Source organism: Bacillus sp. ES1-5, from assembly GCF_022487605.1.
Taxonomy (GTDB): Bacteria; Bacillota; Bacilli; order Bacillales; family Bacillaceae_G; genus Bacillus_A; species Bacillus_A wiedmannii.
Genome location: NZ_JAKVPU010000001.1, coordinates 445326 through 468093 on the forward strand (window position 1 = coordinate 445326; position 22768 = coordinate 468093).

The 22768-nt window shown below is 32.7% G+C and carries 19 protein-coding genes and 1 pseudogene; 7 read left to right on the plus strand and 13 right to left on the minus strand.

Annotated elements, in window-relative coordinates; translation table 11 throughout:
- Positions 1 to 2: 2 nt before the first annotated feature.
- From mvaB to MKO96_RS02490, 10 genes are all read right to left on the minus strand, one after another.
- Positions 3 to 914: a hydroxymethylglutaryl-CoA lyase gene (gene mvaB, locus MKO96_RS02445; RefSeq protein ID WP_046955915.1), complete on the minus strand. Its 912-nt coding sequence runs from the start codon at positions 912 to 914 to the stop codon at positions 3 to 5.
- A 21-nt stretch (positions 915 to 935) separates the two neighbouring features.
- A complete protein-coding gene (locus tag MKO96_RS02450) occupies positions 936 to 1151 on the minus strand; it encodes an acetyl-CoA carboxylase biotin carboxyl carrier protein subunit (RefSeq protein WP_001987345.1) in 216 nt (71 codons plus the stop codon).
- A gap of 26 nt (positions 1152 to 1177) precedes the next feature.
- The gene (locus MKO96_RS02455) at positions 1178 to 2515 is read right to left on the minus strand and encodes an acetyl-CoA carboxylase biotin carboxylase subunit (protein ID WP_087980475.1); all 1338 of its coding nucleotides are present in this window, start codon (positions 2513 to 2515) and stop codon (positions 1178 to 1180) included.
- Between the two features lie 15 nt (positions 2516 to 2530).
- Positions 2531 to 3676: an acyl-CoA dehydrogenase gene (locus MKO96_RS02460; protein ID WP_076537766.1), complete on the minus strand. Its 1146-nt coding sequence runs from the start codon at positions 3674 to 3676 to the stop codon at positions 2531 to 2533.
- A 216-nt stretch (positions 3677 to 3892) separates the two neighbouring features.
- Positions 3893 to 4861, minus strand: a complete 969-nt coding sequence (locus MKO96_RS02465; RefSeq protein WP_240586547.1) for a YbgA family protein — start codon at positions 4859 to 4861, stop codon at positions 3893 to 3895.
- A 4-nt stretch (positions 4862 to 4865) separates the two neighbouring features.
- Complete coding sequence (locus tag MKO96_RS02470; RefSeq protein ID WP_240586548.1) at positions 4866 to 5519, minus strand: TetR/AcrR family transcriptional regulator; 654 nt, start codon at positions 5517 to 5519, stop codon at positions 4866 to 4868.
- A 24-nt stretch (positions 5520 to 5543) separates the two neighbouring features.
- Positions 5544 to 6563 (minus strand): ABC transporter permease, encoded by a 1020-nt coding sequence (locus tag MKO96_RS02475; protein WP_098128511.1) that lies wholly within the window; start codon positions 6561 to 6563, stop codon positions 5544 to 5546.
- Positions 6560 to 7285 carry an ABC transporter ATP-binding protein gene (locus MKO96_RS02480; RefSeq protein WP_240586549.1) on the minus strand — a complete coding sequence of 242 codons (726 nt, stop codon included), beginning with the start codon at positions 7283 to 7285 and terminating at the stop codon, positions 6560 to 6562. The genes MKO96_RS02475 and MKO96_RS02480 overlap by 4 nt, the downstream gene beginning before the upstream one ends.
- A 178-nt stretch (positions 7286 to 7463) precedes the next feature.
- Positions 7464 to 7715 (minus strand): hypothetical protein, encoded by a 252-nt coding sequence (locus tag MKO96_RS02485; RefSeq protein WP_000548621.1) that lies wholly within the window; start codon positions 7713 to 7715, stop codon positions 7464 to 7466.
- 207 nt (positions 7716 to 7922) lie between these two features.
- On the minus strand, positions 7923 to 8765 hold the full coding sequence (locus tag MKO96_RS02490) for a metallophosphoesterase (RefSeq protein WP_240586550.1): 843 nt from the start codon (positions 8763 to 8765) through the stop codon (positions 7923 to 7925).
- Between the two features lie 657 nt (positions 8766 to 9422).
- Here MKO96_RS02490 and MKO96_RS02495 point away from each other — a divergent pair.
- Complete coding sequence (locus tag MKO96_RS02495; RefSeq protein WP_087980468.1) at positions 9423 to 9992, plus strand: methyltransferase; 570 nt, start codon at positions 9423 to 9425, stop codon at positions 9990 to 9992.
- Positions 9993 to 10410: 418 nt separating this feature from the next.
- Complete coding sequence (locus tag MKO96_RS02500) at positions 10411 to 11826, plus strand: phosphatidylinositol-specific phospholipase C (RefSeq protein ID WP_240586551.1); 1416 nt, start codon at positions 10411 to 10413, stop codon at positions 11824 to 11826.
- Between the two features lie 137 nt (positions 11827 to 11963).
- On the opposite strand, the gene MKO96_RS02505 is transcribed toward MKO96_RS02500, so the two are convergent.
- Both MKO96_RS02505 and MKO96_RS02510 read right to left on the minus strand, forming a co-directional pair.
- A complete protein-coding gene (locus MKO96_RS02505; RefSeq protein ID WP_240586552.1) occupies positions 11964 to 13340 on the minus strand; it encodes a lytic polysaccharide monooxygenase in 1377 nt (458 codons plus the stop codon).
- Positions 13341 to 13674: 334 nt separating this feature from the next.
- On the minus strand, positions 13675 to 14250 hold the full coding sequence (locus MKO96_RS02510; protein ID WP_240586553.1) for a TetR/AcrR family transcriptional regulator: 576 nt from the start codon (positions 14248 to 14250) through the stop codon (positions 13675 to 13677).
- 147 nt (positions 14251 to 14397) lie between these two features.
- Between MKO96_RS02510 and MKO96_RS02515 the strand changes: the two genes are divergently transcribed.
- A complete protein-coding gene (locus tag MKO96_RS02515; protein WP_240586554.1) occupies positions 14398 to 15525 on the plus strand; it encodes an alpha/beta fold hydrolase in 1128 nt (375 codons plus the stop codon).
- 210 nt (positions 15526 to 15735) lie between these two features.
- On the opposite strand, the pseudogene MKO96_RS02520 reads toward MKO96_RS02515, so the two are convergent.
- Positions 15736 to 15961 (minus strand): annotated as a pseudogene (locus tag MKO96_RS02520) (helix-turn-helix domain-containing protein).
- 996 nt (positions 15962 to 16957) lie between these two features.
- On the opposite strand from MKO96_RS02520, the gene MKO96_RS02525 reads away from it, so the two are divergent.
- The 4 genes from MKO96_RS02525 (at position 16958) to MKO96_RS02540 (ending at position 22567) form a co-directional block, all read left to right on the plus strand.
- Positions 16958 to 18001: a Fic family protein gene (locus tag MKO96_RS02525; RefSeq protein ID WP_087962701.1), complete on the plus strand. Its 1044-nt coding sequence runs from the start codon at positions 16958 to 16960 to the stop codon at positions 17999 to 18001.
- A gap of 843 nt (positions 18002 to 18844) precedes the next feature.
- Positions 18845 to 20353, plus strand: coding sequence for a spore germination protein (locus MKO96_RS02530; protein ID WP_240586555.1), 1509 nt, complete (start codon positions 18845 to 18847; stop codon positions 20351 to 20353).
- The gene (locus MKO96_RS02535) at positions 20340 to 21443 is read left to right on the plus strand and encodes a GerAB/ArcD/ProY family transporter (protein ID WP_240586556.1); all 1104 of its coding nucleotides are present in this window, start codon (positions 20340 to 20342) and stop codon (positions 21441 to 21443) included. Before MKO96_RS02530 ends, MKO96_RS02535 begins: the two co-directional genes overlap by 14 nt.
- Positions 21440 to 22567 (plus strand): Ger(x)C family spore germination protein, encoded by a 1128-nt coding sequence (locus tag MKO96_RS02540; RefSeq protein ID WP_240586557.1) that lies wholly within the window; start codon positions 21440 to 21442, stop codon positions 22565 to 22567. The genes MKO96_RS02535 and MKO96_RS02540 overlap by 4 nt, the downstream gene beginning before the upstream one ends.
- The last annotated feature ends 201 nt before the right edge of the window (positions 22568 to 22768 follow it).

Sequence of the window (22768 nt, forward strand, 5' to 3'; positions counted from 1 at the left end):
TCTCACCTACTTATCGTTTTATGTTGAAGCGCTCTATACACATGACTCGGTAATTGGATATTTAATTTACTTTGAATGAATTGACTCGCTTTCAATAACTTCTCTTCATCAATATTCGTTTGGACCCCTAACTTATGGAGCATATGAACTAAGTCATCGGTTGCAACATTGCCTGATGCTCCTGGTGCATATGGACATCCACCGAGACCACCACAAGAACTATCAAATGTTGTAATACCATATTCTAATGACTTAACTACATTCGCCAGAGCCATTCCATACGTATTATGGAAGTGCATTGCAAACTGCGAAGCATCATATTTCTTTAATAAATGCTCTAATACTCGCTCGACTTGTAGTGGATTTGCTACACCAATCGTGTCACCAAGAGATACTTCATAAATGCCGTATGAAAATAGTTGATTACATAATTCGTCAACTGCTGTGGCACTTATATCTCCTTCATAAGGACATCCAAATACAGTAGAAACATAGCCTCTTACCTTTTTTCCTTCGAATATTGCCTGTTTTGTTATATCTTCAATTACAACTAATGCTTCTTTAATTGATTTATTAATATTACTTTTATTATGAGATTCACTTGCTGATAAAAAAACATTCACCTCATCTACATTTTGCAAAAAAGCTCGTTCCAAACCATTTTGATTTGGAACAAGCGCTGCATATGTAACATTTGGATCCCTTTTCAGCTCAGAAAACACATCATTTGCATCTGCTAATGCAGGGACCCATTTAGGGTGAACGAATGAGGAAACTTCAACGTACGATAATCCCGCCTCTGTAAGTAGTTGAATCCATTTTACTTTATCTTTTGTGCCAACAATCTTTTTTTCATTTTGTAAGCCATCACGTGGCCCGACTTCTTTAATGACAGCAAAATTAGGTAGTTTCAATTCGCTTCCCCCTATATCTCCCTATTCAATTTCTAGTAATACATCTCCTTCATTTACAAAATCGCCTTCTTGCACATTAATTTTCATAACTGTGCCAGCTTCTTCTGAAATGATTGGAATTTCCATTTTCATAGATTCCAAAATGACGACATCCTGCTCTTCCTCTACTGTATCTCCTACTCCTACAACAATCTTCCATACATTTCCTGCCATCGATGCATATACCTTCGTCATCATTTTTTCCCCCTTAATATTGTTAAATCTTATTTTTTAACGAGTTGTTTAGTTACAAAACCCGTTGTATAAATACCACTTTTAAACACATCGTCTTCCAATACTTGAAGTAGCATTGGCGTGTTCGTTTTAATACCTTCTACTTTTAATTCTTCTAAAGCATCATGTAATTTTGAAATGGCTTCTTCACGAGTTTCACCATGAGCAATGACTTTCGCAATCATTGGATCGTAGAAAGGTGTAATCGTTACTTGATTCTCCAAAAAGTGATCAATACGTACATTTGATGGAAGCGTTAAATCTGTAATTTTCCCAGGTGATGGGAAGAAAGTTTTCGGATCCTCTGCATAAATACGTGCCTCAATGGCATGACCACTACGTTTTATATCATCTTGTGTAAATGATAGTTTCTCACCGTATGCAATTAGAAGTTGTTGTTCTACAAGATCTAAACCAGTAATTTCTTCTGTAACTGGATGCTCTACTTGTAATCTCGTATTCATCTCTAAGAAATAAAAGTTCTTCTGATCATCTACAAGAAATTCAACTGTACCTGCATTTGTATAGCCTAGAGCTTTGGCAGCTTGTACAGCAACTTCCCCCATCGCTTTTCGCGTACCTTCATCTAAAAATGGTGAAGGTGCTTCTTCAATTACTTTTTGATTTCGGCGCTGCACTGAACATTCACGCTCCCATAAATACACTGTATTACCATGTGTATCTGCTAAAAGCTGAATTTCAATATGGTGTGCATCTGCAATATAGCGCTCCAAATACATTTCTCCGTTACCAAAGAAGTTTTGTGCTCTTGTTTTGTTACTTTCAAATGCTTTGGTGAGCGTTTGCTCAGTTTCCATCAACTGCATTCCAATGCCTCCGCCGCCTGCGGATGCCTTCAGCATTAATGGATAACCAATTTGTTTTGCAATTTCAATTGCTTCTTCAGCAGTTTCAATATTTGTAGTAATACCTGGAACTACTGGGACATCTGCAGCTTGCATTGCAATACGAGATTCGATTTTACTTCCCATCTTCGTAATAATTTCTTCAGATGGACCGATAAATACAATTCCTTCTTCTCTACAGCGAACCGGAAAAGATGGATTCTCTGATAATAATCCATATCCCGGATGGATTGCTTCAGCATTTGTCTTCTTAGCTATTTCAATAATTTTTTCAAGGTTTAAATAGCTTTCTTGGACACGCGGTCCACCTACTAAGTAAGCTTCATTTGCCATTTTTACATGTAGGGCATTTTCATCAGCCTCAGAATAAATAGCAACAGTACGAATGCCAAGTTTTTGACAAGTTTTCATAATACGAACTGCGATTTCCCCGCGATTAGCAATTAATATTTTTTGAAACATAGTGATTCCTCCTTTTTATCTACATCCTAAATGTCTTGCAATTACGAGACGTTGAATTTCAGAAGTTCCTTCACCAATTTCTAATAGTTTTGCATCACGAATATGTCGTTCCACTTCATATTCACGCATATAGCCGTATCCACCGTGAATTTGTACCGATTGATTTGCAATACGACTAGCAGCTTCAGATGCAAATAACTTTGCCATGGCCGCTTCTTTACCGAAAGGTTTATCATTATCTTTTAACCAAGCCGCTTTATGTACTAAATTACGTGCAAGTTCTACTTCAGTCGCCATATCAGCTAATTTAAATTGAATCGCTTGGAAATTAGAGATTGACTTTCCAAATTGTTGACGTTCTTTCGCATATTGCAGCGCACGTTCAAATGCAGATTGTGCAATACCTACTGCTAATGCTGCGATTGAAATACGTCCTCCATCAAGTGTATATAAGAATTGTTTAAATCCTTTATTTACATCACCAAGAATATTTTCTTTCGGTACACGTACACCATCAAGTACGATTTCACATGTATTAGAAGCACGAACACCCATCTTATCGTAAGGACTTGAGATCGTTAATCCTTCACTTGTAGTCGGTACGATAAATGCCGAAATACGTTTTCTACCATTATCTTCAACACCGTTGATAGCGGTTACAATAATTGTATTTGCATACTCTGCATTTGTAATCCAACACTTTTCACCACTAATAACATACTCGTCCCCATCTAATACAGCTTTCGTTTGTGTGCCGCCTGCATCAGATCCAGCGTTCGGCTCAGTTAAACCGAAAGCACCTAATGTTTTACCTGACGCCATTGGAACTAAATATTTCTGTTTTTGTTCTTCTGTACCGAAATAATAAATTGGAGAAGCACCTAATGAAATTGTTGCAGCATAACTTAATCCTGTCCCACCACAAGCACGACCAATTTCTTCAACTGCTAACGCGTACGATACAGTATCGCCACCTGAACCTCCATACTCTTCAGGGAATGGGATGCCTAATAATCCTAGTTCGCCCATTTTTTGAAATGTTTCATATGGAAATTCCCCAGTTTTGTCATAATACACAGCTTTCGGTGCGATTTCCTTTTCAGCAAAGTCACGTACCATTTCTTTAATCATTTGTTTTTCGCGAGTTAGAGTAAATTCCATTCCGCTACACACCCCTTATCGAATATTGAGTTTCGACAGCGTGCGAGTTTCTACTACAAACATTGCTTCTTAAAAGAAATGAATATTAGTTAGACAATTGCTATAATTCTGTCATAACTTAATTTTAAAACAGATTCTGTACCAATGCACAAAAAAATTCCTACATTGTTCTACAACAACATAGGAAGTTTCGTGTCGAATTATGTAATTTATTGTTTAATAATCTCTACCTTTTCCCGAATCAGAAATTTCAACTAAAGCTTCAGGGTATGGTTCAAAATATGTTTGTCTTAATAAATACTTCTCGTCAAATCGAATGGCCCATGATTTTAAAATTGTAAGTAAGCTACTAAGCGGGACTTTCTTTTCTATATACTTTTGTATCAAGTCTAAAAAATGATCTTTTTCTTGTTTTTTCAAATTTGTTTTAAAATATCCAAAAATATGCTCACATACATTTACATTCGATGTATAGCGGGGGGTGCGCATAAATAATTCATATAAAGTCTTCTCATAGTTTTCAAATACCACTTCAATCGTTTCATTCTTTTGATTTGCAATAATACGCCCCAATTCCTTTTGTTTTACCTGATTATATGCCATAAATAAATATTTATTGTCTGACTGAAATGATACAAGGTCTTTCATATTTTTATTATGTTTAATCATTTTGTAATATGCGATTGTAAATAACCTTGTAAAGAAATGTTCTCTAATAATAAAATTCGACAATCTACCCTCTTCTTCAATTGGAAGATGCGAAAATTTTTTTATTACTGCTCCGCCAAATAAGCCAGATCCCTTTCCTTTTGCTGGTGCTTTTTCAAAACCAGAATAAATTTTCACATCACGCGTACCACAACTCAGCGAACGATTCTTTAAAATAAAACCATCCACATCAGATATCGTTTGTAAAAAGACATTTGAAAATTGCTCCATTTTTTCAGTTACATCTTCTCGTGTCGACGGTTGCACAAGTCTATTTATGCCATTTTCTTCTACCATTCGTATCGTTTCGCGAGGTACTCCTAAACCAATTTCTACTTCTGGACAAACCGGGATAAATGTAACAAATGGTTGCAAATTTCTTATTGTTGCATCTGGAATCATCTCTGCATTATAACGACAGGCATCAAATTCTAAACATTTACTTACAATAATTTTCGGTTTAGCAAATTGGCGCATCACATTACCTCCGTGGTGTTAATCCGTACAATATAAATTGAATCGTATTTTCAATTTCCACTTCATCATCCCATTTTTCTTCAGGCAATAATAAAAACCTTGTTAATAGTAAACCTAATACAGCTGATAAAGTAAGTCGTAAAACAGAAGAAGGGGGCATTTCAATAATTTCCCCTTCTTCTTGAAACTTTACAATCAACTTTTTAAAATGTGAAAGTAACTCTGTTTCTACTAAATGTTGTATTTCATTTTTCAGTTCCGGCTGAAATGGCACTTCTTGAATTAATATTTTTATCATTGGAAAATGCTTTTTTGCAAATTCAAATCTATTATGAATAACAACTCTTAGCAGCCCTTCATACGATTCATACTCCGATTTAAATATTGCTTTCGCAAAGGCTTGTACAAAAAATGGTGCAGCAAACTTTGTTAATGTTGGCATGACGACTGCTAACAATAAATCTTTTTTCGTTTTATAGTAGCGGAATATCGTTCCTTCCGCTACACCAGCACGCTTTGCAATTTCACTTGTAGAAGTTGATGCATATCCTTTTTCTCCAAACATATCAACAGCTGCCTCTAAAATACGCATTTGACGTTCATTTCGTTTATCCGTATTTGTTGCGGCAATTAATTCATCCAGCCAATCTTTCTTCATCTATAATGCCCCTTTGTATCATCATTATATTTTTCGATGTTTCTTTAATGCAAATACATTTCCTATTGCAAATAATAGAGAAAAGAGTAGTAATACAGTAAGATCTAATGCAATCTCTGTAAATCCTTGATTTCGAATCATCACTTGTCTCATTGCGTCCGCTCCATATGTGAGCGGAAATAATTTCCCTAACATTTGGAGCCATTTATTCATAGATTCAATTGGAAACAAACCAGAAAAGAAAATTTGTGGCACAATGACAAGCGGTATGAACTGGATCATTTGAAATTCATTATTTGCGTATGCTGATAAAAACGTCCCTAAAGTTAATGCCGTTAAAGAAAGCATGCATGTAATAAGTAGCGTTAGCCATATGGAACCAGCTACATACAAATCTAAAATATAAACTGAAAAATTCACGATTATAATTGATTGTATAAATGCAAAGATTCCAAAACCAATAATATATCCTACAACTATTTCCCATCTTCTCACTGGAGTGGACAATAACCTCTCTAATGTACCACTTAAACGTTCTCTAACAAAGGAAACTCCAGACAATATAAATACAAAGAAAAATGTAAAGAAACCAATCAATACGGGACCAAGCCCATCAAACATTGTAAAGTCTTTAGAGCCATGTAAGTAATTTACTTCAGGCTTCATAACTGATACTTCATTCTTTTCTGTACTCTTTTGTAAAACTTGAAGTACAGCACGATTTTTTGATGAATCACTTCCTTCTAATAAAAGATTCATTTTCCCATTCTCTAAATAAATTACTGCATCTACCTTTTGCAGTTCTAACTCTGAAATTGCTTTCTCTTTGCCGTATTCATAAATTGAGGCTTCTTCAGTTTTCATTGTTTTTACAATAGGAGCAGGCACATCAACTACAGCAATATGCGGTACATAGTCTTTTTGTGTAAACACTAGAGACAATAACCAAAGTAATAACATAGGTGCCCCAAACATCATCGCTAACGAACGTTTATCTCGAAAAAATTGGCGAATAATACGAATGATTACACCAGTAACTCTCATGATAGGGCCACCTCTTCCAACAAAAAGACATCTTCAATCCGTCCTGATGATACCCGTTTTTTCAATTCTTCAGGTGTTCCAGTCGCAACTAGCTTTCCTTCTCTAATCAACCCTAGACGCTCACAAAACTCAGCTTCATCCATAATGTGCGTCGTTACGATAATAGTTGTGCCTTTCTTTTTCAAATCATAAAACTTTTCCCAGATTGTTTTTCTAAGAAGTGGATCTATCCCCACTGTTGGCTCATCTAATATTAATATTTTAGGTTCATGAAGGAGTGCTATCGCTAATGATAAACGCTTCTTCATCCCACCTGAAAAATGCTGCACTTGCTGTCTTATATGTTGTGATAATTGTACAAGGTCAAAAACCTCTTCGATTCTTTCTTTTTTATGTTTTCCCTTTAATCCATACATCGTTGCAATAAAATCTGCATTTTCATATGCTGATAGTTCTTCATATAATGCATCAGCCTGAGCCATATAACCAATTCTTTTCATTTCATTTAAATTAGGCATGTTCGTGTTGTATACAAGCACTTCACCTTTCGTTGTCTCATTAATACCTGCAATCAATTTAATAAGAGTCGTTTTCCCTGAACCTGAAGGCCCAACTAAACCAAATATCTCTGCTTTTTCAACTTGCAATGAAAGATTGTGTAACACTTCTTTTTTCCCAAAACTTTTTGATACGGTCCGTAAAATAATGGCAGGTTGCTGCACGTATTCTTCCCCCTTTTCTAAAATGAGTGAGTACTCACTTTTATTTTACTCTTGCGTAATTATATGTCAAACTTCATTGATTAGTATGTATTTTCAATCTTAAACAATGAAACAGAGTCGACATTAGAATACCATTTCTTAAAGTCGACTCTGTTTCATTTAAATTATATATTTTATATTACGTTTTTAAATTCATATATTTCCTAATTCTAGCAACATCTAAAGAATATTCGATAACTAATTGCTGTAACGGTAAAATAACTGTGTCCGGATATAAATGTGCATATTGTAATGTTTCTGCATATTTTTCTAACCTTTTTTCTAAATACTTTATAATTTGATCAGGATGACTTACTAATAAACATTTACAATAATAATGTATTTGTTCCTCAATTGCCGTATACTCTTCAATTTCATATTCTTTATGCATGTGTACACCCCTTTAAGTTTTTATATAGATTCCTTATCACACTTTTCACTCGACTAATTTTTAATTTTTTTGATTATTTACACTATAACAAACTCTACGGGTCAAATTTTGTTACTTTATGTAACGTAGAAAATTTTTAACAAAATTGTAATGTTAACTTGTATAAATTACATATGGCTTATTTTTCTATACAAAAAATCGTACAGTTCAATTTAACTGTACGACTACAAGTTCTGGTCTATTGAAAATCCTTTGCGGAATGATACTATTACCTAGTCCTCTACTTACTACGATAGACGTATTTTGTTTTTCATATAAACCTGCTGTATATGTGGGGAGAATCCCTTGATTTGGAGCAACTAAACCTCCGATAAATGGTAATCTAACTTGCCCTCCATGAGCATGCCCTGATAACACTAAATCTATTTGCTTATCAGCATACTCTGTTAAAAATTCAGGCCTATGGGATAGTAATACATTATATGTATCCGGCTGCATTTCAAATTTCGCTTTTATAATTTCATCTTTTACAACATTTCCTTCATCACGGTTTCCAGTAACAAATTCCGGATCATCAATACCAAGTATATGTATGTCTTGTCCCCCTATTTGAATAGTTACATGTTCATTTCTTAAAACAGTAACATGATGTTGCTTCAACTCTTTCTCTAAATCATTATATTTTCCTGACCATTTTTCATGGTTTCCTGTCACAAAATAGACAGGATACTTCTTTACAAGTTCTCGGATTAGTTCCATACTAACTTCCGGATCGTATGATTTACTGTCAATTAGATCACCCGTAATAGCAATAATATCAGGATTTATGCTTTTTACTTTTTGAATTAAAGTTTCTTGATTGTCCCCAAATTTTTTATTATGTAAATCTGAAATTTGTAGAATTTTAAAACCTTTAAAAGCGGAGGGAATTTTACTGGAGGTTATTTTAACCTCAGTTATACTTATTAAATTGTTCTGTAAATATAAAAAGATACTACTACCTACTAATGTAGCAATAAGTAATATAATTCTTTTAGCCTTCTTGTTCATATTTCCTCCTAAAATTTTGTTCAGTACTACAATTCTCAATAAACATTCCGTGCCCTTCGAATTCAGAATAACTGAAACTTTTTAATTGATTTGAAGTATTTTCATAGTGTTATACGTCTCTAATGAACACTTAGCTGTTTTCCAATCCCATTCGTATTAACTGCTATAAAGTGGAGCTTTAATATCCTAGGTTTCCTTCATGAGTGTATGATATCATGCTCATTTTCTAGTGAATTTATAGCGAATCGCTGGAAGCTCTTCATCATATTATCATTTATCTTACTTAGTTTAATAACGATATAATGATAATTCCTATAGTTTTTTATAAAAAAATTGTGTATTTTTCTCGAAGCATATACGAGATTTGCTTGCAAATATATTATTACCACTACGATTTTAATTTATTTAAAACGTACATAGAGAGAATTGAAACACTAAATTCACTTATGAAAAGTGATTATTGCAATATTAATTAGAAAATTGAAATAATATGTGTAGATAGATATCATTGTAAATGCATATATAATTGATTTTAATTTTCTGACATATTTCCACATAATTTTCAAACTAATTTTTGTGTAAATTATGAAATAAAATAATGCACCGTGTCAGTCTTTAAAAGATTATATATCATAACTTAAAAGGAGGAAGAAAACTATGAAGAAGAAAAGAAAAATCATGATGACAACAGCACTTGCAGCTACATTAGCAACAGGTGCACTACCTACTACATCAGTGTTTGCTGCAGAAAAAGAGGCTTCTATCCAACAACAAGAGGCACAAATGAGTATTCAACCATTAGCACAAAATAATTTAGAAACAGCTGTTAATGCTGCCTTAAATGGTCCAGAAGTCAAAAAAATAAAAGTGTTTGAGCATGAATTTAACGTAAAAGAAATAGAAGTAGTAAATCTAGGTGCAGGAAAAAAATATGTTAAGGGACAAATTTCACATCATTTAAGTTTCCGTCCAGATGATCAATTTTATTATGAGTTTACTGTGCAAGATGGAAAAGTAGTAGATAAACCTGTATTTAATATTGATAGAGGTGGTTGGACACCATTTGCTGCTCCGCTTTTATCAATTCTTGCTGCGTATAATGGGATTCCAGTTAATCCAAATGATTTAAATGCACTTGGTCAACAGATTGGAAAAGTTATAGATGGAAGCTGGGAACATGCAGCCCAATCTATCGCAACTGTAGTTAGTTTAAGTTTTAATGAGTAGAATTTTTCAATTTTTATTAGCCTTGCAGAGGCCCATTTTTCGTAGGTAGCCTTGTTATAAGAGATTCTGAAACAGCTATAAATAGATTTTTACCACTCAGTCACATTATCTTGATTTGTTAACCACCTTATCATTCATTATATGTCACAAAATAGAAGTCTTTTTTAAGACTTCTGTTTTGTTTGTATACAGTACCGCGAAAAATTTGTTTTTCACCTATCTATGCTTCTATTCTTTAAGAATCCGTTTGGCTATTAGATACAATTTATTACAACAAACTATTAAAGTTTCAAGTAAATTACTACCTCTATTTTTAATTTTTTCAATCACAAAAATTCATTACTTTAAGAATAAAAACAATAAATATAATAAAAAATCCTTTTATTATATCTATTATTTAAAAGTCAGGAGAGATAAAATGAACAAAATAAAAATGAGAAATTTCTTTAAAATTAGCATCCTCACTTGTTTTACACTAGCAAGTTTAAGTACACCGTCTACTATTTTAGCTGATAGTCATCCAGGTTATTCCTATGAATCCAATATAGGATATCAAAATCCATCGTGGATGTCGAAGGTAGCAGATTCAACAAAATTAAGTGAAATATCTATTCCAGGTACTCACGGTACAATGGCTTTACATGGAGCAAGTTTTCTTGATGAAAATCTGACAAGAAATCAAACTATGAGTCTACCCCAACAATTAAATTCTGGAATTCGATATGTAGATATGCGTGTTAAACGTGTAAAAGATTCTTTTGCAATGTACCATGGGATTGTAAATCAAAAAGCAATGTTTGAAGATGTATTAAAAGAGGCAATTCAATTTTTAAAAGATCATCCTACAGAAACAATTTTAATGCGCTTAAAAGAAGAAACTACTCCTGAAAGCGGCTCACTATCATTTGAAGAAATACTTAAAAAATACAAAGACCTTAATTCCTCCTATTTTTGGGATCCAAGTTCTGTACCAACTTCAAAAAGAAATAATCCTACTCTAGGCGATATCCGAGGGAAAATTGTAATCTTACAAAACTTTACAGCCTCTCAGCAATATGGCATTAATTACGATAGCTTAAATATACAAGATACATTTGAAATTGAAAACGGACCAGACGGAATGTATGAAAAATGGAATGCGGTGAAAACCCACCTTCAAAATACAAATAATAATTTTAACAATGATAAAATCTATCTTAACCATTTTAGTGGCACAGGTGGTGCTGCTGCATTATTAAATAATGTTTATCCTTGGTTTGTTGCAAGTGGTAAAGAGAGCAGAAATACTGATAGTAACTCCAAAATGATTCAAAAAGCTATAACTAATGCGTGGGAAGATTTCCCTCGTGATATAAATGGTCAAGTATTTTATGGTGGAATGAATACACTTGGCACTGAACTCTTACAACAAGGTGGAATTAAACATACTGGTATCATTGCAGCTGATTTTCCTGGACCAGGTTTAATTGATAGTATCATTAAATTAAATGGTATACATTCGATTGAAAAAGAAATATTAATTTCGCAAATTTCATCTGAGTCTAGTCCTTTATCCGGACAAAAAAATCGATCCAGTCAAAACTTTAAAATTGATAGCTTACCTATAGGTACCAAGGAATTAAAATGGGTTATTGAGCCTTCAGAAAAAGAGCATCCTTCTACTATTTCTTTCAATGTAATGATTGATGTTTCTCTAGGTACCGATTCTATCCGTTGGAAAAACATTTCACATGGATCTAGGACTGAAGCTTACACAAATACTAAATATTATATTGCAAATCCAAATGGTGCCACTAACAAATTTACAGTGAAAATATACGCTATTACAAATTAGAAAATAAAGAATCCCAATGAAATTCCATTGGGATTCTTTATTAATTTCATTTCGTATATGTTGAGATGGAGATTAAAAACTTCACCCCTGTTTCGGTATTGCACATAGAATTAGTGATAACTCCCCTTCCCCGCTTATCATTTATTCAAAACTGGCTTCCAAAGCGATAGGGCAAAAATCCAATTTGAGTCGCCATTTCCTTGATGATTTTGAACCGCTTCATACACTTTTCCTTCATGTACTACTCTATCACCTTTAGTATATGCCTTTCTTGCATCCCATTTTTCATATGTGGAATCCTCTGACTTTGTCGTTACATTCAAAACATCACTTCTACTAGATTCATTTCCAGCTAAATCAACCGCCGTCACTACATACTTATACGATGTATTAGTCTTCAAATCTTTATCCATAAAGGATGTATTATCAGCTGCCCCAATTTTATTCATAACCCCAGCGCTTTCTCTATATACAATATAATGGTCAACACCTACATTATCTTCAGACGGACTCCACATCAAATCAACAGTTGTCGCTGTTGTACTCATACTATGTAATCCTTTCGGTTGAGTCGGAGCTTCTGTATCGGGAGTTTCATTTGTTGTCTTAACCTTTAGTTTTTCACTTTCTTTTGATATGTTTCCAGCAGAGTCTAATGCCTTTATAGTATAGGTATATTCCGCATTTGCTTTTAGTTTTTTATCAGTAAAAGTTGTACCTGGTACCGTATCAATTACTTCTCCATTGCGTAACACTTGATATTCTTTTACACCTATATTATCAGTAGAGGCCTTCCATGTTAGTGCAACACTATTGGCAGAAACTTTAGACGCATTTAATCCAGTTGGTTGACTTGGAGCTACTGTATCGGGAGTTTCATTATTTACTAGATTTACATCAATTACATTATAAAACGCATTTGACGTATCTGCTACATCCCATACAGCTAAAATAACATGATAACCATTTCGATCAGTTGGTACATTAATTGTATGTGTTAAATTATTTGATGCGGCCGAACCGTCATGGTTCACAGTTCCAATTGGTTCTAATTCAGCACGTGTTAATGGTTTATTAGGATCCCATCCCTTTTTTGTAATGTAATAATGCCATTTACTTGTAGAATGTGCCGCTGTGTATTTCCATGTAAATGTATTTGCTCCCCCCTTTATTGTGTTTTTGAACCAGCGATTTGATGTTTGTTGGTCAAGAACCCCTCCAAACAGGCCTCCTGCCGAAGCGATTTTCCCATTAATCGGTCCACCCTCTGGGAATCCTTTAGGCGCTTCTAGACTTTGAGGTTCGTACATTACATTTCCACAATTTAAATTTAATGCTCCATAATTCTGACTACATAAAGCAGAACGACTACTTGGTTTTTCAACAAACCCATGTGCATATGTACTTTGAGGAATCATTGTAATTGCCGTCACCCCTGCAGCTAAAACACAAGCTCCAATTCCTTTTTTACTTTTTCTTAATCTTTCTAATTTAGATGTTAATTTCAAATTCATTCTTATCCCCCCAATATATTGTTTACGCTAATATAATAGCAATATAAGAATAAACGAACAAATTACCTACTAATATATTAATAGTTCAATAACATAAACACATTTAGTTTATTTATTGACTTGCTATAGGGCTAAAATTAGGAAAATTAATTCTATTTTGTAACATTATGTAGTAAAGAGTTTATAAAAAAACAATAAAGATTCACAAAAAATTCAAATTTTGATTACGAAATTATTTACAACCACATCCGACACAATAACTACATTATTAAGCATTATTCATGATTTATAAGCGTATTTGTTGTTTTTCAACAAGCTCATAAATCAATATTTATTACACTCTCTCACTACCTGACAAAATCAGATCAAAAACATATCTCTGCATATTATCTATTAGTTTAACCACATCTGGATTTTTATCTTTGCTAAGCGACCAATTGATTGACACCATTGCGTTTGCTGTATACAACTGAGCTACAAAGTCAATCGGCACACTTACTACCACCTGCTTCTCTTTCAAATAGGAATAACAGGCATTATATAAAATGGATTCTAACTCTAAACGTAAATCCGCTGATGGAACACGTACATGGAGTAAAGTTGCAATCTCTTTTTTTCGCGCTGAAACCTTATCGGTTATCATATTGATAACTTGAGCCACATTTCCATTCTCTATTAATGCGAAACGTAATTCAATTTCTTCCTTGAACCAGCAAACATAATTTTGCACTATTTTTTCCAAAAGATCATATTTATCTGCAAAATGGCTGTAAAATGTGGACTTACTCACCAAAGCATGTACGCAAATATCTTTAGTTGTAATTCGACCAAACTCTTTTTCGTTCAAGAGGGTAATAAGTGTATTAGAAATATTTTTCTTCGTTTTATAAACGCGAACATCCTCTCCCATTAATAATCAATCTCCTTCCCAAAGTTGCTTATCGAACCGTTTATATCCTTATGGTTCGATTTCGTACTTCTTACCCTTTCCTGCTTGTTGTTTCTTTAATATACTTCTCTTATCCTTACCTTGTAGCCAAATATAAGGAGGGATTTTGTGTTTAAACAGTATGTAAACAACGAACAGTTCAATTTGCAAATTAACCGTTTTTTCAACGATTTCCATCAAGACGATGAGCGGGCAAATCAGGATTTGCTAGCCATCATCCCAAAACTTGCAGACACGGACAGCTGGTATAACACTTGGATAGAATATGCAACGATGCGGGAGCACCATAAAGACTTCGATCTGGCTTCGGTTTATTATCAAGCTGCCGAGTTTTATATGGAGTCATCCGATTCAAAAAAAGAAAAAGTGTACCAAAAATACCGTGAAACCTTTTATAAGAGTTTTCATGACTTTGAGTATGAAACCTATCAAATTCCTTATGATGATTCCTATCTTCCTGCAATCAAATTCATGAATCCAGGCGCATGTAATACACTACTTTTCTTTGGAGGCTACGATTCCTACATGGAAGAAATGATGAAGATGCTAAACTATCTCCAAGGAATCAATTATAATATTATAGTGTTTGATGGACCTGGACAAGGAACAGCACTGAAAACCGGCTTGAAATTTATCCACAACTGGGAGAAGCCTGTTTCCACAGTCATTGACTATTTCAAACTTGACCGTGTTAGTATTCTCGGAGCTTCTTGGGGCGGCTACTTGGCAATGCGTGCCGCCGCTTTTGAAAAACGAATCGACAAAGTCATCGCCTTTAATATTTTTTATAGTGGCCTTGATGCACTTAAAATGCGCATGCCGGATAATATTTGGAATAAATTGACCACGCTTCTGGCTACTAATGAAGCTGACAAAATTAATACCATGTTTAAACAAATGATGGCCACCAGCATCGACCTGAACTGGAAAGTTAAAAAGGGTATGGAAAATACAGGCGAAAAAACGCCATTTAACTTACTTAAAAACTTTGAAAAGCATACGATGGCAGGAATCGGTCAGTTCATAAATCAAGAAGTATTGCTCCTGGCTGGTGAAGACGATCAGTACGTTCCAATTAGCCGATTACCGCAAATCGAATCAGAGCTATGTAATGCAGCCTCCATCACTTCTGTAGTTTTCACTAAGAAAACTGGCGGTGAACAACATTGTCAGGCCGGTCATCGTCACTTAGCTTTTGATGAAATCAAAAAATTTTTGCAACATAAATTATATTGAGAAATATGAAGCGTTTTAGCACTTTCAAAATTTTTCTTTTACTAGCACATTAGAACATGGTGGCACTCTCACCCTTCTTATAGTGTTCATGGTGACCATTGTGCCACTCCTCAAAAAGACTGATATTATTTTCATAAAATAAATCCCCCACGTATTTGTGGGGGATTATTCTGCGTTTACTTATAATGAAATGTGTGAAGTTTTGTTTATTTACAAACCTAAAATTCCAACAATCTGAATTGCCTTTAGATTAGTAATATAATAGTACATCTCTAAACCTTTTTTTAGCCTTTAGCACCTTACCCCCCATTTTCGATAAATGTTGTGAAACAGTGGATTGTGGAATTTTTAAAAGCTTCGTCAATTGTGTAACATTACATTTTTTATACTGAATTAACTCGTTTATAATTTTTCTTACTAAATCAAACAAAAAAATTTGAGTAGCCCTCTATTTATTGCACTAATTATAACTAGAGCTAGCCCTTTCCTTTTCTTTAAATTCCTACTTTAACTAGAACATACGGACGTTAAGTGATAAATTCATTTTATACTGGGGGAATTTTTTACCTTTTCTAAACAACTTATTATATTATTTTTATCTAATAAGGCACAGAAACAAATTGAAAAACTTTAGTGCTCCTGAGATAAATCTCTTGAGGAAAAACGTTTTTCAGGGTACTTTTATACTGACTCTTTTCCTTAAAATGTTTCTGTGCCTACTATTTAAATTAACTTATGTCAAAATATTTCGCAATACAAGTGCTAAATGCTACATGGATATATAGGAAATGACACTTTTTATAAGCATACCCCATCAAATACTTATATTAAATATAGAAAAGTCACCTTACTATTATTAAATTTGTTAAATTAAATAATGAAAATGGAGAATACTAACTTTATAATTGTCACAATTTAATTTATATATCTACTCTTTTATTACTCGTAAAAATCATTTGATAATTCCTTCAATATTAATTTATGAAATGCAGAGACCATCTAAAGTAACCATTTTCTTATGTTTGATTGTTTTTCTATCTAATTTTTTTGTCGAAAAAAGTCGATATTTTCATATTTTTTTCATTTAATTATTGTACATTTGTACATTTAATGTTAGGATTATGCCTATTCAAATTAGATCCTATTGATTCCTCTTTAAGATTTCTTTATTTTATTTATGAAAATTAAATTCCCAGCAATAATACAGCAAACTACACTAATAATAATTTCTATCTGTGTATATTCATTCTTTATTCAAACATAATTAATTATAAGTTCTAACTCGTTAATCAAATTTAAATAACAATTTTAATTCTAAAATAAGTTCAAAATCAAAATAAATATATTGTTATTTTAAAATAATGTTGTAAAATATCTTTAGAATGGAAAGATTTATGTAACAGCATGTTAAGGGGTTACAGGGGGAATAAAAATGAGAAATTTTTTCGATGACAAGTATAAAAATATTGAATTAAAAAGGAGACTATTAAATATAATCAGTGAAATTAGTGAATTAAAAGGAAAATTAGCTGCTTATCAGGAACAAAATCCTGATATATTTACTAGCTTAGAAAAAACCATACCACTTCATTACATAAAAAACTTTACTACTACCTATGAAGATATAAAAGTCCCAAATAAAAGATTAAAAGAACTTATTTTAGATGATATAGTACCTCAAAATATCTCGGAAGATGCCATCTTTTGTTTTTATCAAACACTTACTTTTGTGCATAAGAATTCCTGTGATTTATTAATCAATCCGGAGACTATACAGGAATTACATTTTCAATTAATACATTACATTACCTCTGACAGTGCCAAATGGCGCGAAAAACCGTTTACTATTCCAGGTATTCCTGAAAACGGAATGCACTTAAATAGTTACCGCATTCTTCCACATGAGCTTATTCCACAAGTAATGGAACAATTATGTGATCAATATAACTCATTAAATTCTAGTAAGGGCCATCATTCACTTTTATTAATAGCTCGTTTTATATTTAATTTTTATTGCATAGTCCCTTTTAATCAGGGTAACGGCAGATTGGCACTTATGTTAATGCAATTGCTATTAATTAAGAGTGGAAATACATTTGTAAAATATGTATGTCTGGATAAATACATTAAGAAAAATGAATCTGAATATTACAATTCAATTTATAAATCTTCGGTAAATTGGTACTGCGAGGAACATAATAGTAGCTTTTGGTTAAAAACGTTTTTAACTATTATATTAGAGGCGTACAAAGATCTTCATAATACAGTTCTAGATTCTATATGTAAGCATACTAAAGTAGAGAGAATTCAGGATTTTATCCTTAAACAAAAGCACCCCTTTACTAAGGAGTGTATTCGTAACACATATCCAGACATAGCAGAAAGTACAATCAGTAAGGCTTTAAATTCCTTACAATTGTTTGGCCATATTAAGCTAGTGACAAAAGGAAGAAATGCTAGTTGGATTAAAGTTTAACTATACTTGTAAAACACTTACAGTTCAAAAAAGAAAATTATAACTTTATCATTTAAATTCATGCCTTTGAACTCTTATTCATTGAATTTCACTTTAATATATTAAGCTATTATTACTAATTTAGTTATTTCTAATTCCTACAAAACGTTTTATAGGAATATTTGTCGAAAAAAGTCGCATTTTAATGTTTTTTCTTTATTTTCTGGTTGTAAACGTTTCATTTTCGTGTTACCATCTTAATCAAACAATAGATGGTAATAAAAATGAAAATATTTCTTTCCCTTTGAAACATATAAACGTACGGTCCTATCAAGAAAATAAGGCCAAAGAAATATTTGATACCTATCCAAATTACCAATAGGAATTTTGCCGCATTAACTTTCTGTTATTTCAGAATAAAACTTCACATTTTGTCCCTAAACAAAATTTGTTAGCGTGCAAAATTCACATACACTAAAACACCCAAATAAATGAAATGTCCTTTTTTATTGAGCATTGAGGTATGAAAAAATAATTCTTCCTACAAAATTCAGCTGAGTAACATAAAGACATCTAAATTACTACCTTTATCGCCATCTATTGTTGACAACATATTTACCAACTATTAAAAAGAACCTATCAAGGGTTCTTTTTTATTATAATCATTCAAATTTCACTTCTATCTTGATACTTAGATTTCTACACAAATTACATCTACTTTTTTACTCTCAATTATTGAATTTATAATATAGTACTTCAATTTTAGTTATTCTTGATCTCAATCCGTTTAAATTAGTGAATAAAATTCAAACATATAAAAATAATAACTACAACTAATCGTTATATATTAAAGAGGTGTCAATTTTGTCTTTAAATGAAAAGACCCTAGAAACAAAGACAGATAAAACCATTGAAAAAATCCAAACAAGTAACTTAAAAGAACTTAAAAATACATTAGATAACATCTTCGATATTAGTGCAGATTTGATTGAACATCCTTTGCAATTAAAAACAAACACGAATATTTTACTATATTATTTTGAAGGCCTTACAGATGGTGTTGCATTAAAAGGAAATGTTGTTACACCATTATTACAAGAAGTGAATGAAGACAGTCAAATATTTAATTCTAATATTATTGCTACTCATACAAAAATAGTATATACATGGAATGAAATTAAAGAAGGATTACTTGAGGGTCAATGTGTACTATTTATGGAAGGAGAAAATCGGTCACTTCTAATAAATACAAAGGGCTGGGCAGAAAGAGCCATTCAAGAACCAATTTCAGAAGTTACTATTAAAGGCTCACATGATGGTTTTATTGAGAATGCCACAAAAAATATAGGCCTAATTCGTCGATATATTCCTTCTACAGAGTTAAAAATCAAAAAGCTGACAATTGGAGAACGAGCCACTTCTTTAGTCTATTTAATTTACTTAGGTGATGTAGCAAACTCAGATGTAGTCCAAGAAATAGAAACTAGAATCTGTAAAATTAAAACAGATGCGGTATTGAGTATTGGGGAACTATCTAATTATACAAAAGATCAAAATTGGACTCCTTTCCCACAGGCTTATTTAAGCGAACGCCCAGACGCCATTGCAAATCATATACTTGATGGAAAAGTAGCAGTGTTAATGGATAGATCCCCTGGTGCAATGGTTGTTCCAATGAATTTAATTGGATTTTTCCAAACTCCAGATGACTATAATATTCATTGGCTCATTGCATCATTTTTTCGTTTATTACGATTTGCAGGATTTATTATTGCTATTTTTTTACCCGCATTTTATATTGCTATAGTCTCTTTTCACTTTGAAATCATTCCTATAGATTTATACACTTCTATTGCAACATCAAGAGTCAAAGTCCCTTTCTCTCCCTTATTGGAAGCTTTTATAATGGAAATTACACTAGAAATGCTACGTGAAGCTGGTATTCGCTTACCACAACCCATTGGACAAACCATTGGAATTGTTGGAGGGATTGTAATTGGACAGGCAGCTGTTCAAGCTGGTCTTGTAAGTAACGTTATGGTTATTATCGTATCTATTACAGCCATTGCATCATTTATTGTTTCTAATTATGATTTATCAAGTTCTATACGCCTTATTCGTTTCCCAATGATGTTATTGGCATATTTTTATGGGATTGTAGGTATTGTTAGTGGATTAATGCTCTTATTTGCTCATTTTGTTTCACTAACTTCCTATGGTTCACCATACGGATTGCCAATCGCGCCATTTCGGCTCCAAGAGTTAAAAGATTCTTTTGTAAGATTTCCTATTTCTATGATTACCACCCGCTCGAGTACAGGGCAGCCGAAACAAAAAAAGAAAAAAGAAGGTGGTTCGCATGGGGAATCTTAAATTTCAAAACATAACTTTATTCGAATTTATTATTTTCATTCACTCACTGCAACTTGCATCAGGTATGTTAATTATGCCAAGCCCACTTGCTACTACTGCTGGCACTGATGGCTGGATTTCAATCATTCTTGGATGGATAGTTACTTCTATAATAGGCATATTTATTATATTAATGTTACAAAAAAATCCTAACAAAAATTTCTCACAAATCTTAAAAACATACTTCGGGAAATGGATAGGGACAATTCTTTTTCTTTTATATGCCTTTTATTTATTTTTTGCTGGCTTTAATACTTTATTAAAGGCAACTGATATTGTAAAAGTGTGGATATTCCCTTCCACTCCTGCTTATCAAATCACCATATTATTACTATTACCTTTTATTATTTTAGCTCTGAGTGGGTTAAGGGCTCTTACTAGTTATTCTATGCTTGTTTTCTTCTTCACTACTTGGATGCCACTATTTCTTCTTTTTTCACTAAAGACTAACTACACCCCTTTACACCTACTACCTATTTTTAAAGATGGATTATACCCTATTGTAAAGGCAACAAAAGAAACTATTACTCCTTATGCTGGCTTAGAAATTGCATATTATATATACCCGTTCTTACAAAAAAAACAAAAAGCCATAAAAGGACTACTAATAGCGAATACTGGAACCATGTTTTTCTATCTATATGTGACTATTCTTTCTTATATATACTTTAGTCCAGAGGGGATAAAAGACGTAATCTGGCCAGTATTTCATCTATTAAAAGGGGTTCGTTTTTCTTTCATGGAACGATTAGAAATTATATATATCGCTTACTATTTAATTGTATTCTCCACTACGATATACCCGTATTTATTTTTCAGTTTTGAATCTGTGACCATTTCACTTCAAAAAAACGCCCGCAATTGGGCGCTGGTTGCTTTTATATTATTTATTGTTGGCTTATTTATTTTCCTAAATCCCGATGTGGATCAATATTTATTTATATATTCTCTTATGGATATCTTAAATGTCATTTTCTTTATTCTATTACCAATCTTATTTTTCGCTTACAGTATTCTTTTTACTTGGGTTACTAGGAGGAGACAACATTGATTCGAAAGTGGATATGGATTGTAATTTGTTGTGTATATTTAATTGGTTGTAGTCAGAGAATTCCTCTTGAGAAGGTTTCATTAATCCTGTTAATTGGCTTGGATAAGGCCCCTAATGGAGACATAAAAGTTGGCACAAGCATACCACTGTTTCATCATAAACAGCCAAAAAGTACTATAGAGCATTGGACACAAGCGTCAACTGTATATACCGGATTCAGTAAGATAGATACAAAGTTAACGGGCTATATGACAGCCTCCAAAGCTGAAATTATTTTAATCGGGAAAAAATTAGCAAAAGAAGAGAATTGGTTGCAGGAGCTTGATTCTTCTTACCGTGATCCTTACGCTACCATTAATGCTAAAGTAGTACTTGTAGATGGCCCAACAGAAGAAATTTTTAAAATTCATAAGCCTAGTAAACCATCACTACCATCTTATATAAATGGTGTAATCGAATCCTCAATTCAAAATAACCAATCCATCTCTTCTACAATTCAACAATTAACGAGAGAACAAAATGAAGAAGGAATGACGCAAACTGTTCCAGTTATCAAAAAAACAAAGAATGAAATCGACACAGTAGGAATTGCATTTTTAAATCGAAAAGGGAAATTTTTAACCCATATCTCTAAAAAAGATGTTAAATTTTTCAATCTTATAAATAAGCCAAAAAGTAACGGCCGAATGATACTACACCTTGTGCTTCCTCCTAAAAAATCCAACAAAAAAACAAACACTTCTATCTTCGTACAGAACGCGACAAGGAAGGTAAATGTTAATTTTCAAAACGGAAAGTTTGTATTTAATTTCAATATATATGCTAATGTAGCTTTAATAGAAAAAACCAATGCGGATTTAATTAAGGGGCATTATGATAATAAAAAAAATATAAATAATTTAGAAAGCGCTATTCAAAAAGAAATTAATAGTAAATTACAAAATATGTTGCATGACATACAGCAGAATAAAATTGATCCAATCGGATTATCTTTATATGCTAGAGCTTTTCAATATAAAGAGTGGAAAAAACGAAAAGGAAATTGGCTGCAAGCGTTAGCAGAGGCTAAAATAAATGTAAAGACACACGTCAAAATAAAAGATACTGGGACCATTAGAAATTAGACTAGCCTATTCTTGTATTTGATAGCATTTCTCAGTGGAATTTCCCTTTCTCAATAATTATTATGTAAAAGATGCTAACTCAAAGAAAAATTTTTCGGTTCTTTTAAAAGGACAACAATTTAACTACGGTAATCAAGTACAAGTTTCTAATTTAAGGAATTAAAGAACTTATAACTCTAGTGCAGTATATATGCCAGATTC

Excerpts from the sequence above, each read along its gene's own strand:
- MKO96_RS02450 (WP_001987345.1), bottom strand. The coding sequence starts at position 1,151 with ATGATGACGAAGGTATATGCATCGATGGCAGGAAATGTATGGAAGATT.
- MKO96_RS02455 (WP_087980475.1), bottom strand. The coding sequence starts at position 2,515 with ATGTTTCAAAAAATATTAATTGCTAATCGCGGGGAAATCGCAGTTCGT.
- MKO96_RS02460 (WP_076537766.1), bottom strand. The coding sequence starts at position 3,676 with ATGGAATTTACTCTAACTCGCGAAAAACAAATGATTAAAGAAATGGTA.
- MKO96_RS02465 (WP_240586547.1), bottom strand. The coding sequence starts at position 4,861 with ATGCGCCAATTTGCTAAACCGAAAATTATTGTAAGTAAATGTTTAGAA.
- MKO96_RS02470 (WP_240586548.1), bottom strand. The coding sequence starts at position 5,519 with ATGAAGAAAGATTGGCTGGATGAATTAATTGCCGCAACAAATACGGAT.
- MKO96_RS02475 (WP_098128511.1), bottom strand. The coding sequence starts at position 6,563 with ATGAGAGTTACTGGTGTAATCATTCGTATTATTCGCCAATTTTTTCGA.
- MKO96_RS02485 (WP_000548621.1), bottom strand. The coding sequence starts at position 7,715 with ATGCATAAAGAATATGAAATTGAAGAGTATACGGCAATTGAGGAACAA.
- MKO96_RS02490 (WP_240586550.1), bottom strand. The coding sequence starts at position 8,765 with ATGAACAAGAAGGCTAAAAGAATTATATTACTTATTGCTACATTAGTA.
- MKO96_RS02495 (WP_087980468.1), top strand. The coding sequence starts at position 9,423 with ATGAAGAAGAAAAGAAAAATCATGATGACAACAGCACTTGCAGCTACA.
- MKO96_RS02500 (WP_240586551.1), top strand. The coding sequence starts at position 10,411 with ATGAACAAAATAAAAATGAGAAATTTCTTTAAAATTAGCATCCTCACT.
- MKO96_RS02505 (WP_240586552.1), bottom strand. The coding sequence starts at position 13,340 with ATGAATTTGAAATTAACATCTAAATTAGAAAGATTAAGAAAAAGTAAA.
- MKO96_RS02510 (WP_240586553.1), bottom strand. The coding sequence starts at position 14,250 with ATGGGAGAGGATGTTCGCGTTTATAAAACGAAGAAAAATATTTCTAAT.
- MKO96_RS02525 (WP_087962701.1), top strand. The coding sequence starts at position 16,958 with ATGAGAAATTTTTTCGATGACAAGTATAAAAATATTGAATTAAAAAGG.
- MKO96_RS02535 (WP_240586556.1), top strand. The coding sequence starts at position 20,340 with ATGGGGAATCTTAAATTTCAAAACATAACTTTATTCGAATTTATTATT.